1 protein-coding gene is annotated in these 16,801 nt (G+C 76.6%); it reads right to left on the bottom strand.

What is annotated here, in order from left to right; translation table 11 throughout:
- Nucleotides 1-22 precede the first annotated feature (22 nt).
- Nucleotides 23-16,657, bottom strand: a complete 16,635-nt coding sequence (locus O7598_RS17585) for a type I polyketide synthase (RefSeq protein WP_269692422.1) — start codon at nucleotides 16,655-16,657, stop codon at nucleotides 23-25.
- Nucleotides 16,658-16,801 lie beyond the last annotated feature (144 nt).

The following is a 16,801-nucleotide window of genomic DNA, read 5'->3' on the forward strand; positions in this document are numbered from 1 at the left end:
CGGTGTCGAATGCGGTGGGTGGTCATGTGGGGCTGCCGAACTCGCGCTGGATCAGCTCGAGCATCTCGTCGGCGGTCGCCAGGTCCAGCCCGGCGTCGAGGTCGTCGCCGGGTTCGGGTGCGGCGTTGGTACGACTCCACTTGTCGAGCAGGGCGCGCAGTCGGGCGGTGATGCCGTCCCGCTCGTCCTCGTCCGGGGCGACGCCGAAGAGGACGGCCTCCAGGCGGTCGATCTCGCTCGCCACCGTGGGACGCTCCGGCTCGCCGGCCACCTGCGGCATCAGGTACGCGGCCAGCGCGGCCGGCGTCGGGTGGTCGAACACCAGCGTCGCCGGGAGCGGCAGTCCGGCGGCGGCGCCGAGGCGGTTGCGCAGCTCGACCGCGAGCAGCGAGTCGAAGCCGAGGTCCCGGAAGGACGACGCCGGGTCGATCCGGTCCCGGTCGCGGTGCCGCAGGACCGCGGCGGTCTCGGCGCGGACCAGGTCGAGGATCACCCGGTCCCGGTCGGTGGCGGTGGCGAGGCGGGCGCGCAGCTGGTCGGCCGGGGAGGCGCTACCGGCGTCGCCGGTCGCGGGCGGGTCGGTGAGTTCGGCGAGCAGCCGGTTGGGTCCGGTGGCCGCGGCGAACGCCGTCCAGTCGACGTCGCCCACCACCAGCGCCGGTCGGTCACCCGCGACGGCGAGGCCGAACGCCGCCATCGCCGGGCCGGCGGCCAGTGGCCGCAGGCCGAAGCCACGGTGCCGGTCGGCGAGCGCGGGGCCGGCGGCGAGTCCGCCGTCCGCCCACGGGCCCCAGGCCAGCGCCGTGGCGGGCAGGCCGCGGGCGTGCCGGTCGCCGGCCAACGCGTCCAGGTAGCTGTTCGCGGCCGCGTAGTTCGCCTGCCCCGGGTTGCCGACCGCGCCGGCCATCGAGGAGTAGAGCACGAACATCCGCAGCGGCCGGCCGGCGGTGAGGGCGTCGAGGTGCGCCGCCGGGAGGGTCTTGGCATGCAGCACCGCCGCCAACTGGTCGAGGGTGAGCGTCTCCAGCGGGCTGTCGGCGGTCACCCCGGCGGTGTGCACGACACCGTCGAGAGGGTGCTCGGCGGGGATGGCGTCGATGGCGGCGGCCAGGTCGGTGCGCGAGGCCACGTCGCAGGCCCGCACGGTGACGGTCGCGCCGGCCGCGGTCAGCTCGCCGACGAGGTCGGCGGCGCCGGGCGCGTCCGGGCCGCGCCGGGAGAGCAGGAGCAGATGGGGTACGCCCCGGGCGGCGAGCCAGCGGGCGGCGTGGGCGCCGAGGGCGCCGGTGCCGCCGGTGACCAGCACGGTGCCGGTCGGGATCACCGGTTCGACGGCGCCGGCCGGTGGGTCGGTGCGGCGCAGCCGTCGGGCGAGGAGGCCGGCGGGCCGGAGCGCGAGTTGGTCCTCGTCGGCGGCGGCGAGCGCGGCGGCCAGCCGACGCCGGTCGGTCTCGTCGAGGTCCGGCGGCACGTCGACGAGGCCACCCCAGTGCTGGGGCAGTTCCATCGCGGCGACCCGGCCCAGGCCCCACAGGTGGGCCTGGACGGCGTTCACCGGGCCGTCGGCGGCGCCGGTGGCCACCGCGTTGCGGGTCAGGCACCAGAGCTTCGCCGGCCCCGGCAGGCCGGTGACCGCGTGGGCGAGCGCCACGGTCGAGGCGAGGCCTGCGGGCACGTCCGGCTGGCCCGGGTGCGGCGTGGTGTCCAGTCCCAGCAGCGACAGCACGCGCAGCGGCCCGGCGTCGGTGGCGCTGGCGAGCAGGGCGGTGAACTCGGCGCGGCCGGCGGTGTCGTCGACGGTCACGGTCCGCGCCGCCGGGAAGGCGGCGACGATGTCGGCGCAGTCGACGCCGTCGGGCAGCACCAGTAGCCAGGTGCCGGCCGGCGCGACGGTGGGCTCGGCCAGCGGAACCCAGGCCTCGGCGTGGAACCGCGGGGTGTCCCCGTCCCGGGGTGGGGTCGCCGGCCAGAACCGGGTCCGGTCGAACGCGTACGTGGGCAGGTCCAGCGTCCGCTCGGGGCGGCCGACGACGGCGGTCCAGTCGACCGGCACGCCCGTGGTCCAGAGCCGGCCGGCGGCCTCCAGCAGCGTGGTGACCTCGTCGCGGTCCTTGCGCAGCGCCGGGACGTAGGTGAGGTCCGGTGCCGCCGTCGCGGACAGCACGCCCGCCGGGCCGATCTCCAGGCAACGTGTGACACCGTGGCCGGCGAGCCAGGACATGCCGTCGTCGAAGCGCACCGCCTCCCGCACGTGGCGCACCCAGTAGTCGGCGGTGAACTCCTCGACCGGCTCCCCGGTCAGGTTCGACACCACCGGAATGCGCGGCGGCGCAAACGAGATGTGCCCGATCGCCGCCGCGAAGTCCGCCAGCATCGGCTCCATCAGCGACGAGTGGAACGCGTGCGACACCGTCAACCGGGTCGCCTTGGCGAACCGCGGTGCCAACTCGTCGATCTTCTCTTCCGGCCCGGAGACGACGACCGAGGTCGGCCCGTTGACCGCGGCGACGTCCACCCCGTCGATCAGCTGGCCGCGGACTTCGGCCTCGGAGGCCCGCACCGCCAGCATCGCCCCACCCGCCGGCAACGCCTGCATCAACCGACCCCGAGCGGCGACCAGCGTGACCGCGTCGTCGAGCGACATGACACCCGCGACGTGCGCGGCGGCGATCTCACCGATCGAATGGCCCAACAGGAAGTCCGGGATCACGCCCCACGACTCGACCAACCGGAACAACGCCACCTCGACCGCGAACAGGCCGGCCTGGGTGTAGACCGTCCGGTGGATCGCGTCGGAGTCGATCGCGTCGCGCAGCGGCACGTCGAGGAGCTGGTCGAAGCGGGCACAGATCCCGTCGAACGCCGCCGCGAACACCGGGAACCGGGCGTACAGGCCCGCACCCATGCCGATCCGCTGCGCGCCCTGACCGGTGAACAGGAACGCCGACCCGCCCGGCGACGCGACGCCGGAGATCAGCGACGACGGCTCGGCGAGGTCCGCGGCGAAACGCTCCGCGGTGTCCGCGACGACGACCGCGCGGTGCTCCAGCGTCGCCCGGGCGCCGGCGAGTGCCCGCGCGACGTCCGACGGGTCGGCCGACGTCGCGTACCCGGCCAGTCGCCGAGCCTGCCCGCGCAGGCCGCCGTCGGTCTTCGCGGAGAACGCCCAGGCGACCGGGCCCGCCGGCGCGGGCGCCGCGGCGGCCGGCGCCGCCGTCGCCTGTTCCAGGATCACGTGGGCGTTGGTGCCGCTGAGCCCGAACGAGGACACTCCGGCCCGGCGCGCCCGCCCGGGGCTGTCCCACTCCCGCGCCTCGGTCAGCACCCGCACCGCGCCGGCCGACCAGTCGACGCGCCCCGTGGGCGCGTCCACGTGCAGCGTGGCCGGCAGGACGCCGTGCCGCATCGCCAGCACCATCTTGATCGCCCCGGCGACGCCGGCCGCCGCCTGGGTGTGCCCGATGTTGGACTTCACCGAGCCCAGCCACACCGGCCGGTCCTCCGGCCGGTCCTGCCCGTAGGTCGCCAGCAGCGCCTGGGCCTCGATCGGGTCGCCCAGCTTCGTGCCGGTGCCGTGCGCCTCGACCGCGTCCACGTCGGCGGGGGACAGTCCGGCGTTCGCCAGCGCCTGCCGGATGACCCGCTGCTGCGAGGGGCCGTTCGGGGCGGTGAGCCCGTTCGACGCACCGTCCTGGTTGACCGCGCTGCCCCGCAGCACGGCCAGCGGCTCGCGGCCGTGCTCCCGCGCCGCCGACAGGCGCTCCAGCAGCAGGACGCCGACGCCCTCACCCCAGCCGGTGCCGTCGGCCGCGTCGGCGAACGCCTTGCAGCGGCCGTCCGGGGCCAGGCCGCCCTGCCTGTCGAACTCGTCGAACGCGCCGGGGGTGGACATCACGGTGACCCCGGCGGCCAGTGCCGCGTGGCACTCCCCGGCCCGGATCGCCTGCGCCGCCAGGTGCATCGCCACCAGCGACGACGAGCACGCGGTGTCGACGGTGACGGCCGGGCCCTCCAGACCGAACGCGTACGAGACCCGGCCGGAGAGGATGGCGGCGGCGTTCCCGGTGGCGGTGTGCGACTCGACGTCGGCGCCGCCCGCGGCGGCCAGCACGGCCGGGTAGTCCTGCCCGTTGGTGCCGGCGAACACGCCGATCCGTGCGCCGTGCACCGATCGGGGGTCGATGCCGGCCCGCTCGAAGGTCTCCCAGACCGATTCGAGCAGCAGTCGCTGCTGCGGGTCCATGGCGAGGGCCTCGCGCGGGGACACGCCGAACAGGGCGGCGTCGAAGTCGGCGGCGTCGGCCAGGAACCCGCCGACGAAGCCGGTTCCGGGCCGCCAGCCCCGGTCGGTAGGCGGCTCGGTGAGCCCGTCGACGCCGTCGCGGACGAGCGCCCACAGGTCCTCCGGGGTGCGCACGCCGCCGGGGAAACGGCACGCCATCGACGTGACGACGATCGGGTCGTCGGCGTCCGCGACCGGCTGGGCGGCCTCGACCGGATCGTCGGTTTCGCCGCCGAGCAGCGCGGCCAGGTGGTCGGCCAGGGCGGCCGGGGTGGGGTGGTCGAAGACGAGGGTGAGCGGCAGCCGCAGGCCGCTGTCGGCGGCGAGGGTGTTACGCAGCTCGATAGCGGTCAGCGAGTCGAACCCCATGTCGTGGAAGGCGCGGCCGGGTTCGATCGCGTCGGGCATCGGGTGCCGGAGCACGGCGGCCGTCCGGGCGCGGACCAGGTCGAGCAGGGCGCGGCGCCGGTCGGCGGCGCCCAGCGTCGTGAGGTCGGCCGGCGCGGCGGTCGCGGTGGGCGGTTCGGCCAGCAGGCTCGTCGACGCGCTCGGCCGGGTCGGGGCGAACCGGGTCCAGTCGACGTCGGCGACCACGATCGCGGTGTCCTGGCACCGGAGCGCCGTGTCGAGCGCGTCCAGGGCGGCCGGCACCGGCACCGGCGACAGCCCGAGCCGGCGCAGCCGCTCCCCCACCTCCCCGGCGGCCATGCCCGCGCCGCCGGCGGCCGGGTCGCCGGTGGCCCACGGGCCCCAGGCGACGGCCGTGGCCGGGAGGCCGGCGGCGCGCCGCCGTGCGGCGATCGCGTCGAGGCGGGCGTTCGCCGCCGCGTACCCGGCCTGGCCGGCGTTGCCGACGCTGCCGGCGAACGAGGAGAACAGCACGAACATGTCGAGCGGCAGGTCACGGGTCAGCTCGTCGAGGTGCTCCGCCGCCACGGCCTTGGACCGCAGGGCGGCGTCGAGCTGCGCCACGGTGAGCGACAGGAAGGTGGCGTCGTCGACCACGCCGGCGGCGTGCACGACGCCGGTCAGGGGCCGATCGGCCGGGATCGCGGCCAGCACGGACGCCAGCGCGTCGCGGTCGCCGGCGTCGGCGGCGACCACTGTCGCGTCGCTGCCCAGGTCCGCCAGCTCCGCGACCAGTTCGGTGGCGCCGGGCGCGTCCGGGCCGCGCCGGGAGAGCAGCAGCAGACGCGGTACGCCGTGGGCGGCGAGCCGGCGGGCGACATGCGCGCCCAGCGCCCCGGTGCCGCCGGTGACCAGCACGGTGCCGGTCGGGGCGGGACGGGGCGGCGTGCCGGTCGGGGCGGGGGCGCGGACCAGCCGGCGGCCGAAGGCGCCGGAGCCCCGGACGGCGGCCTGGTCCTCGGTGCCCGCGGCGAGAACCGCGGCGAGGCGTTGCCCGGCCCGCTCGTCGACGACCTCCGGCAGGTCGACGACGCCGCCGAAGGTGACGGGCTGTTCGATGGCCGCGACCCGGGCCAGTCCCCACACCGCCGCCTGCACGTCGGCGCGCAGCGGGTCGGAGCGCCCGACTGACACCGCGCCCCGGGTCAGGCACCAGACCGGCGCGTCGATCCCGGCCGCCGCGAGCGCCTGGATGCCCGTCACGGTCAGCGCCAGCCCGGACGGTACGGCGGGGCGGTCGGACAGCCGCTCCTCGGCGAGCCCGGTGAGCAGTACGACGCCGTCGAGGTGACCCGCGTCGAGGTCGGTGAGGCGCTCGGTCAGGTCCTCCGGCGCCGACACGACGACGTCCAGGACGTCGGCGCCCTGGTCACGCAGCGCGTCGAGGACGTCCCCGACCGGCGGGTGCGCGGCGGCGACCGCGAGCCAGCGGCCGGTGAGCCGGGCCGGGGGCAGGCTGAGCGGCACCCAGCTCTCCCGGTAGCGCAGGCCGTCGACGACGGTGGTGGACCGCTGGTCGCGGCGCCAGGCGGCGAGCGCGGGCAGGACCGAGTCGATCGTGTCGGGGGTGACGTCGAGGTCGCCGGCGAGCTGGGCGAGGTCCCCGCGGTCGACCGCGTCCCAGAACCGGGCCTCCCCCGGGGCGTGCCGCGTCGCCGGGGTGGCCGTCGACGGCGCCGGCCAGTAGGACAAGCGCTGGAAGGGGTAGGTGGGCAGGTCGACGTGCCCGGCCGGCGGCAGGACCGCGCTCCAGTCCACCGGCACGCCGAGGGTCCACAACCGGCCGACGGCGGCCAGCAGCGTCGACGCCTCGTCGCGGTCCCTGCGCAACGCCGCGACGCAGGTCAACTCCGGCGCGGCCAGCGCGCTCAGCACACCCGCCGGCCCGACCTCCAGGCACCGAGTCACGCCGTGCTCGGCCAGCCAGGTCATGCCGTCGTCGAAACGCACCGCCTCGCGCACGTGCCGCACCCAGTAGTCGACGGTGAACTCCTGCACCGGCACACCGGTCAGGTTCGACACCACCGGAACACGCGGCACCCCGAACTCGATGTGCCCGATCGCCGCCGCGAACTCGGCCAGCATCGGCTCCATCAACGACGAATGGAACGCGTGCGACACCGTCAACCGGGTCGCCTTCGCGAACCGCGGCGCCAACTCGTCGACGGCGTCAGCCGGACCGGAGATCACCACCGACGTCGGACCGTTCACGGCGGCGACGTCGACACCCGTGCCGGCGATGATCTCCCGCACCGACTCCTCGGACGCCCGCACCGCCAGCATCGCCCCACCCGCCGGCAACGCCTGCATCAACCGACCACGCGCCGCCACCAACGTCACCGCATCGTCCAGCGACATCACCCCCGCCACATGCGCGGCGGCGATCTCCCCGATCGAATGCCCCAACAGATAGTCCGGGGCCACACCCCACGATTCGAGCAGCCGGAACAACGCCACCTCGACCGCGAACAACCCCGCCTGCGTGTGCACCGTCCGGTGGATCGCCTCGGAATCGAGGGCCTCCCGCAACCCGTCGAACCGGGCCACGACCCCCTCGAACACCTCCGCGAACACCGGGAACCGCGCCACCAGACCGGCACCCATCCCGACCCGCTGCGCACCCTGACCGGCGAACAGGAACGCCAGGGCACCCGGCTCGACGACCCCGGTCTCGGTCACGTCGTCGATCAGCACGGCGCGATGGTCGAAGACCACCCGCGACCCGACAAGCGCCGCGCCGACCCGCGCGGGCTCCAGCTCGGGCCGCCCGGCCAGGAACCCCCGGATCCGTGCGACCTGGGCCCGCACCGCGGCGGCGCCGGGCGCGGAGAGCACCAGCGGCGCCGGCCCGGCCGGAAGCACCGGCTCGACCGTGTCGGCGGCCGGCGGCGCCTCCAGTACGACGTGCGCGTTGGTCCCGCTGATCCCGAACGAGGACACGCCGGCCCGGCGCGCCCGGCCGGTCTCCGGCCACGCACAGGCCTCCCGCAGCAGCTCCACCGCGCCGCCGGCCCAGTCGACGTGCGGCGTCGGCTCGTCCACGTGCAGCGTCCGGGGCAGGATCCCGTGCCGCATGGCCAGGACCATCTTGATGATCCCGCCGACGCCGGCGGCCGCCTGGCTGTGGCCGATGTTCGACTTCAGCGAGCCGAGCCGCAGCGGACGGTCGGCGGGACGGTTCCGCCCGTACGCCGCGATGATCGCCTCGGCCTCGATCGGGTCGCCGAGCGTGGTGCCGGTGCCGTGCGCCTCGACGGCGTCCACGTCGCCCGGCTCCAGCCCGGCCGCCGCCAGCGCCGCGGCGATGAGGCGTTGCTGGGAGAGGCCGTTCGGTGCGGTCAGCCCGTTCGAGGCGCCGTCCTGGTTGACCGCGCTGCCACGCACCACCGCCAGGATCCGGTGCCCGTTGCGCCGGGCGTCGGAGAGGCGTTCGAGGACCAGCAGCCCGGCCCCCTCCGACCAGCCGGTGCCGTCGGCGGCGGCGGCGAACGACTTGCACCGGCCGTCCGGGGCGAGGCCGCGCTGCCGGCTGAAGTCGACGAACGTGCCGGGCGTGGCCATCACCGTGACGCCCCCGGCCAGCGCCGTCGTGCACTCGCCCCGGCGCAGCGCCTCGGCGGCCAGGTGCACGGCGACCAGCGACGACGAGCAGGCCGTGTCCACCGTGACCGCCGGGCCTTCCAGGCCGAACGTGTAGGCGACCCGCCCGGAGGCCACCCCGCCGGCGACGCCGATCGCGGCGTACCCGTCGAGGTCCGGCGTGTCCGAGGCGGCGAGCAGCGTCTGGTAGTCGTGGTACATGACGCCGGTGAACACACCGGCCCGGGTGCCGCGCACGGTGCGCGCGTCGATCCCGGCCGACTCGAACGCCTCCCAGGCCGTCTCCAGCAGGATCCGCTGCTGCGGGTCCATGGCCAGGGCCTCGCGCGGCGAGATGCCGAAGAACTCCGCGTCGAACGCGTCGGCGTCGTGCAGGAAGCCACCCTCGGTGGCGTACGTGGTGCCCGGCCGGTCGGGGTCGGGGTCGTAGAGCGCGTCGGTGTCCCAGCCTCGGTTGGCCGGGAACGGGGTGACCGCGTCCCCGCCGTCGGCGACCAGCCGCCACAGCTCGTCCGGCCCGGTCACGCCGCCCGGGTAGCGGCAGCTCATCCCGATGATCGCGATCGGCTCGTCGGCCGCCGTCACCGCCGGGCTCGCGGCCCGGGCCGGCTGCGCGGCCGGCGCGCCCAGGCGTTCGGCGAGGTAGTCGGCGACGGCGTTCGGGGTGGGATAGGTGAACACCAGGGTCGCCGGCAGGCTGAGGCCGGTCGCCCGGGCCAGGCGGTTGCGCAGCTCGACCGCGGTGAGCGACTCGAAGCCGAGGTCGACGTGCACCCGGTCGGGGTCGACGGCCGCCGGCGACGCGTGCCCGAGGACCGCGGCCGCCTCGGCGCGTACCAGATCGAGCAGCCGGCGGCGGCGCTCGGCCGGGTCGTCGGCGGTGAACGTCGGGGACGCCGCGGTCGCGGCGGCCCGCCGCGCCGGCTGCCGGACCAGGCCGCGCAGCAGGGCCGGGACGGAGTCGCCGCGCGTGTCGATCCGGGCCGCCACCGCGTGCGCCGGGCCGGACCGCAGCACCGCGTCGAAGAGCGCCATGCCGTCCTCGGTGGACAACGCGCCGCCGAGCCGGCTCACGTCGCGGCCGGTGAGTTGCCCGGTCATCGCGGACGTCTCGGCCCACAGCCCCCAACCCACCGAGGTGCCGGCCAGCCCCTGGCCGCGGCGCAGCGAGGCCAGGCCGTCGAGGAAGCCGTTGGCCGCCGCGTAGTTGGCCTGACCCGCGGTGCCCAGGGTCGCCGCGACGGACGAGAACAGCACGAAGAAGTCCAGCTCCGTGCCGGCCGTCAGCTCGTGCAGGTGCAGCGCGGCGTCGGCCTTCGGGCCGAGCACCCGGTCCAGGCGGTCGGCGGTCATCGCGGTCAGCACGCCGTCGTCGAGGATGCCGGCGCAGTGCACCACGCCGGTGAGATCGACCCCGGCGGTCACGGCGGCCAGCGCGGCCCGGTCGGCGGCGTCGCAGGCGACCACGGTGGCCTCGGCTCCGAGGGCGGTCAGCCGCTCGACCAGCTCGGCCGCGTCCGGCGCCGCCGGGCCCCGGCGGCTGGTCAGCACCAGACGGCGTACGCCGTGGACGGTGACCAACCGCTCGGCGACGAGCGCCCCCAGCACGCCGGTGCCGCCGGTGACGAGCACCGTGCCGCCGGTCGCGGGCGTCTCCTCGGCGGCGGTGACGGTCGCCCGGGTCAGCCGCGGCACGTGGGCGACGCCGTCGCGCAGCGCGATCTGCGGCTCGTCCGCGGGCAGCGGCTGCCCGCCGAGGTCGCCGTCGGTGTCGACGAGCAGCAGACGCCCGGGATGCTCGGTCTGCGCCGACCGCACCAGGCCCCAGACCGCCGCGCCGGCCGGGTCGGTGACCGGGCCACCGACCGGCACCGCCCCGTTCGTCACGACCACCAGCGGCTCGGCATGGTCGCCCTCGACGTGGTCCTGGATCGCGGTGAGGACCTCGGCGAGTCGCTCCCGCAGCGGGCCGCCGGCCCGCAGCACCGTCCCGGCCGGCGCGGCGGCCGGGGCGTCCGACGGCGTCCAGCGCACCTCGAACAACGCGTCGCGCACCGCCGTGGTGGCGGTGGTGAGCGCCGTCGACGACACCGGGCGGAACGTGAGCGCGTCGATCTCGGCGACCGGCGCGCCGCCGGCGTCGGCGAGCGACACCGCCACGGTGTCCGCGTCGACCGGGCTGATCCGCGCCCGCAGCCGGGTCGCGCCGGTGGCGTACAGCCGCACGCCGGACCAGACGAAGGGCAGGACCGTGCTGTCGAAGGCGAGCAGCGCGGCGTGCAGGGCGGCGTCGAGCAGCGCGGGGTGCAGCCCGAACCGGTCGAGTCCGGCCGTGGCCTCGGCCGGCAGCTCGACCTCGGCGTACGTGTCGTCGCCCGCCCGCCACGCGCGGCGCAGGCCGCGGAACGCGGGGCCGTACCCGTAACCGGCGGCGGCCCGCTCGTCGTAGAAGTCGCCCAGGTCCAGCTCGTCCGCGCCGGCCGGCGGCCATCCGAGCGGCCCGGCGTCATCGGGCGCGGCCGGTTCGGCCACGGTCCCGGTGGCGTGCACGGTCCAGCTCGCGCCGTCCGGGGCCCGCGAGGCGATCCGGAACGCGCCGTCCTCGACGATCACCTGGATCGCGACGTCGCCGCCGGCGGGCAGCACCAGCGGCGCCTGCAGGGTCAGCTCGCCGAGGCCGGGCACGGCCTGCAACGCGATCTCGGCGAAGGCCGCGCCGGGCAGCAGCGTCTGCCCGAGCACCGCGTGGTCGGCGAGCCAGGGCAGGGCCGCCGTCGACAGGGTGCCGTTCCACAGGGCGCCGGCGCCGGCCAGGCTGATCGGCTCGCCCAGCAGCGGGCCGTACGGTTCGAGCCAGAAGCGCTGCCGCTGGAACGCGTACGTGGGCAGCTCGCCGACCGGGCCGTCACCGGTGGCCACCCGCCAGTCGACGGGCCCGCCCAGGGTCCACAGGTCTCCGGCCGAGCGCAGCATCCGGGCCAGCCCGCCCTCGCCCCGGCGTAGCGAGCCGACCGCCGCGCCGCCCCGCTCACCGATGCCCGCGGTGAGCACCGGGTGCGGGCTGGCCTCGACGAACGTGCGGTGCCCGGCGGCGATCAGCCCGGTCACCACCTCGTCGAAGCGCACCGGCCGGCGCAGGTTCTCGAACCAGTACGCCGCGTCCAGCTCCGCCGGGTCGACCCGCGCACCGGTCACGGTGGAGTGGAACGGCACCGTGCCCGCCCGCGGGGTCAGCCCGTCGAACGCGGCCAGCAGCTCCGCCCGCAGGCTGTCCACGTGCGCGCTGTGCGAGGCGTAGTCCACCGGCACCCGCCGGCACCACACCCCCTGCTCCGCGCACCGGGCCTCGACCGCGTCCACGCCGGCCACGTCACCGGAGAGCACCACCGAGGCCGGGCCGTTGGTCGCCGCCACGGACACCCCGGCGACGCCCTCGATCAGCGCGGCCGCGGCGGCCGGATCCGCGGCCACGGCGAGCATCCCGCCGGTGCCGGCGATCGCCCGCAGCGCCGCCGAGCGCACCGCCACCACCCGGGCGCCGTCCGCCAGCGACAGGATCCCGGCCACCACCGCCGCCGCGATCTCGCCCTGCGAGTGCCCGACCACGCCGGCGATGTCGACACCGAACGTCCGCCACACCTCGGCCAGCGACACCATCACCGCCCACAGGGCCGGCTGCACCACGTCCACGCGCCGCAGCCAGCTGTCGTCGGCCGACTCCAGGACGTCGAGCAGCGACCAGTCCACATACGGCGCCAGGGCCGCCGCGCACTCGGCGATCCGGGCGGCGAAGACCGGCGACTCGGTCAGCAGCTCGGCGGCCATGCCGAGCCACTGGGCGCCCTGCCCGGGGAAGACCAGGACGACACCGCCGTCGGCGGGGCCCGCCGCACCGGCCGGCTCCACCGCGGCGAGTCCCGCCAGGAGTTCCTCCCGGTCGGCGCCGACCACCACGGCCCGGTGCTCCAGCGCCGCCCGCGTCGACACCAGCGCCCGGGCCACCGCGGCGACGTCCAGTTCCGGCCGCCCGGCGACGAACCCGGCCAGCGCGCGCGCCTGCGCGGTCAGGGCCTCCGGGGACCGGCCCGACAGCACCCACGGCAGCGCCGTCACGGCCACCGGGGACGACGCGGTCCCGGGCGCGGCCGGCGCCTCCTCCACGATCACGTGCGCGTTCGTGCCGCTGATGCCGAACGAGGACACGCCGGCCCGACGGACCCGGCCGTCCTCGGCGGCCCAGTCCCGGGTCTCGGTCAGCAGCCGCACCGCGCCGGACGACCAGTCGACGTGCCCGGACGGCGCGTCCACGTGCAGCGTCGCCGGCAGCATGCCGTGCCGCATCGCCAGCACCATCTTGATGACGCCCGCGACGCCGGCGGCGGCCTGGGTGTGCCCGAGGTTCGACTTCACCGACCCGAGCAGCAGCGGCCGGTCCGCCGGCCGGTCCTGCCCGTACGTCGCCAGCAACGCCTGCGCCTCGATCGGGTCGCCCAGGCGGGTGCCGGTGCCGTGCGCCTCCACCGCGTCCACGTCGGTCGGTCGCAGCCCCGCGTTGGCCAGCGCCTGGCGGATCACCCGCTGCTGCGACGGCCCGTTCGGGGCGGTCAGGCCGTTGGAGGCGCCGTCGGAGTTGACCGCGGTGCCGCGCAGCACCGCGAGGACCTCGTGGCCGTTGCGGCGGGCGTCGGCGAGACGCTCCAGCACCAGCACGCCGGCGCCCTCGCCCCAGCCGGTGCCGTCCGCGGCGTCCGCGAACGCCTTGCACCGCCCGTCCGGGGCCAGGCCGCCCTGGCGGGAGAACTCGGTGAAGATGCCCGGGGTGGACATCACCGTCACGCCGCCGGCCAGGGCCAGGTCGCACTCCCCGGACCGCAGCGCCTGCCCGGCCAGGTGCAGCGCCACGAGCGACGACGAGCACGCCGTGTCGACGGTCATCGCCGGGCCCTCCAGCCCGAGCGTGTAGGCGATCCGGCCGGACGCGACGCTGATCGTGGTGCCGGTCAGCACCTGCCCCTCGACCGCGCCGGACGCCTCGTGCAGCCGCGGCCCGTACTCCTGGGCCATCGCGCCGACGAACACGCCGGTCGGGGTGCCGCGCAGCGACCGGGGGTCCAGCCGGGCGTGCTCCAGGGCCTCCCACGCGGTCTCCAGCAGCACCCGCTGCTGCGGGTCCATCGCCAGCGCCTCGCGCGGCGAGATGCCGAAGAACGCCGCGTCGAAGTCGGCGGCGTCGGTCAGGAACCCGCCGGCCGCGCCGGACGCCAGGTCGACCGTCCAGCCACGGTCGGCCGGCAGGCCGGTGACCGCGTCGACGCCGCCGGCCACCAGCCGCCAGAACTCGGCCGGGCCGTGGACGTCGCCGGCGTACCGGCAGCCGATGCCGACGACGGCGATCGGCTCGCTGCCGGCGGCGACGGTGGCGGTGACCGGGCGTACGTCGTCGCCCGCGCCGGCGGCCCGGCTGCCCAGGTGCGCGGCCAGCCGGCGGGGCGTCGGGTGGTCGTAGAGGGCCGTGGTGTCCAGCTCGACGCCGGTGGCGGCGACCAGCTGGTTGCGCAGCTCGACCGCGGTCAGCGAGTCGAAGCCGAGACCGCGGAACGTGCGGTCGGCGTCGACGTCGTCCGGCCCGGCGTGGCCGAGGATGGCCGCCGCGTGCGCGCGGACCAGCACGAGCGGGTCGGCCGACAACGGCGTCGCCGCGGCCCGGCGGGACGGCGGCGCGGGCAGGGTGGCCGGGTCGTCGGTGATCCAGAACCGGCTGCGCTGGAACGCGTAGGTGGGCAGCGCGACCCGCGGCCCGACCGGCGCGCCCAGCACGCTCGCCCAGTCCGGCTCGGCGCCGGCCGCCGCGAGGGTGGCGACCGAGGTGACGAAGCGGTCCAGGCCGCCGTCGTCGCGGCGCAGCGTCGGCACCGCGACCAGGTCGAGGCCGGCGTCGGCGGCGGTGTCCCGGACGCTGTGCACCAGTGTCGGGTGCGGGCTCACCTCGACGAAGAACCGGAAGCCGTCGGCGGCCAGGCCGCGCACCGCGGCCTCCAGTTCGACGGTACGGCGGACGTTGTCGTACCAGTAGTCCGCGTCGAGTTCCGCGGTGTCCACCCAGCGGTCGAGCGCGGTGGACCAGAACGGCACCGTGCCGGTGCGCGGCCGCAGGTCGGCCAGCGCGTCGAGCAGCTCGTCGCGGCACTCGTCGACCTGCGCGGTGTGCGAGGCGAAGCCGGCCCGTACCCGGGTGGCCTGGATGTCGTGCGCGACGCAGTGCGCGACCAGCTCGTCCAGGGCGTCGTTCGCGCCGCCCACCACCACCGCCCGCGATCCGTTGACGGCGGCGATCTCGATCCGGCCGTCCCAGCCGGCGATCAGCTCGCGCACCTCGTCGCGGGTCAGCGTCAGCGCGACCATGCCGCCGCGGCCGACGAGCCGGGTGTAGATCAGGCTGCGCAGCGCGATGACCCGGCACGCGTCGTCCAGGGTGAGACCGCCGGCCACGTACGCCGCGGTCACCTCGCCCTGGGAGCTGCCGGCGGTCGCCGCGGGTTCGACGCCGTGCGCCCGCCACATCGCGGCCAGCGCGGCGCGGACCGCGAACAGGTACGGCTGGAGCACGTCGAGGCGGTCGGCCGGGGGCGCGCCCTCGACGCCGAGCGCCACGTCCCGCAGGGACCAGTCGACGTACGGGCGCAGCGCCCGGTCGCACGCCTCGAACTCCCGGGCGAACACCGGCGACTGGTCGAGCAGCGCGCGGGCCATCCCGAGCCACTGCGAGCCCTCGCCGGAGAACACGAACACGATCCGGCCGGGCCGGGCCGTGCCGGTGACCACGCCGGTGGCGGGCAGCCCGGAGGCCAGCGCGGTGAGCCCGTCGCGCAGCTCGGCGCGGTCCCGCCCGAGGACGGCCGCGCGGTGCTCGAAGCCGGTGCGGGTGCGCACCAGCGCCCGGGCGATCGCCACGTCGGAGTCGGCCGGGTCGACGCCGGCGGCCAGCCGGGCGGCCTGCTCGCGCAGCGCCTCGGGCGTGCGGGCCGACACCATCCAGGGCACCAGCGCGGCGGCCGCGCCGTCGGCGCTCGGTGCCGGAACGGCGGCGTCGCCGTCGGCGGTGGGGCCTTCGGCGAGGACGACGTGGCAGTTGGCGCCGCCCATGCCGAACGAGCTGACGCCGGCGACGAGCGGTCCGGCGCCGGGCCACCCGCCGTGTTCCGTCTGGACCCGCAGGCCGAGCCGCTCCAGCGGGATGCTCGCCGGGGGCGCGGTGAAGTGCAGGCTGGGCGGCAACTCGCGGTGGCTGATGGCGAGGACGGTCTTCAGCAGGCCGGCGATCCCGGCGGCGGCCTCGAGGTGGCCGATGTTGGTCTTGACCGAACCGACCCGCAGCGGCTCGCCGGTGCGACCGGCGCCGAGCACCGTGCCGAGCGCGGCCGCCTCGATCGGGTCGCCCAGGGCGGTGCCGGTGCCGTGCAGCTCGACGTAGCGCACCTGCTCCGGGGCGAGGCCACTGCGCCGGTACGCCGCCCGCAGCACCCGCGCCTGCGCCTCCTCGACCGGGGTGACGAGACTGTCGCCACCGCCGTCGTGGTTCACCGCGCTGCCCCGGATCACGCAGTGGACGGTGTCGCCGTCGGCCAGTGCCGCCGCCAGCGGTTTGAGCACGAGCACCACGGCGCCCTCGCCGCGCACGATGCCGTTGGCGGACGCGTCGAACACGGCGCACCGCTGGTCGGGCGAGAGCGCGCCGAACGCGGACAGCGCGAGCGTGCTCTCCGGGGCGAGGTTGAGCTGGACGCCGGCGGCCAGCGCGACGGTGGCCTCGCCGGAGCGCAGGCTCTGCGCGGCGAGGTGGACGGCCACCAGTGAGGAGGCCTGCCCGGCGTCGACGGTCACGCTCGGACCGGTGAACCGCAACGCGTAGGAGACCCGGTTGGCGATCAGGCCCCGGTTCAGGCCGGTCGTGGTGTGCTGGCCGATCGGGGTGCCACCGCCGCGCTGGGCGATGGTCGCGTAGTCGCCGCTGGTCGCCCCGGCGAACACCGCGGTGGCGCTGCCGCGCAGCTCCGCCGCCGGGATCCCGGCGCGTTCCAACGCCTCCCAGCTCAGTTCGAGCACCAGGCGCTGCTGCGGGTCCATGGCCGCGGCCTCGCGCGGGGCGATGTCGAAGAACCCGGCGTCGAACCGGTCGACCTCGTCGAGCCAACCGCCCCGGGGGCGGTCCGGACCGGCCGGCCAGCGGTCCGGCGGGGCCTCGCGGACGGCGTCGACGCCGTCGCGCAGCAGGTGCCAGAACGCGTCGGGGGAGGCAGCGCCGGGCAACCGGCACGCCAGCCCGACAACGGCGACGGGATCGTTGTCGGGGCTGCGGTTCTCGGACATCGGCGCCTCGAATTCGGTCCGGCGGACGGCAACCGTCACGGCGACGGGCGATATCCCGAACACTATGAATGCCCTGCTCACGGACCAACCCCTAGGCGAGGTGGCAGCCCCTCACCGCACCGGGAAAGGGGGCGGGGCAGGCAT

Source organism: Micromonospora sp. WMMC241 (assembly GCF_027460165.1).
GTDB classification, from domain to species: domain Bacteria; phylum Actinomycetota; class Actinomycetes; order Mycobacteriales; family Micromonosporaceae; genus Micromonospora; species Micromonospora humi.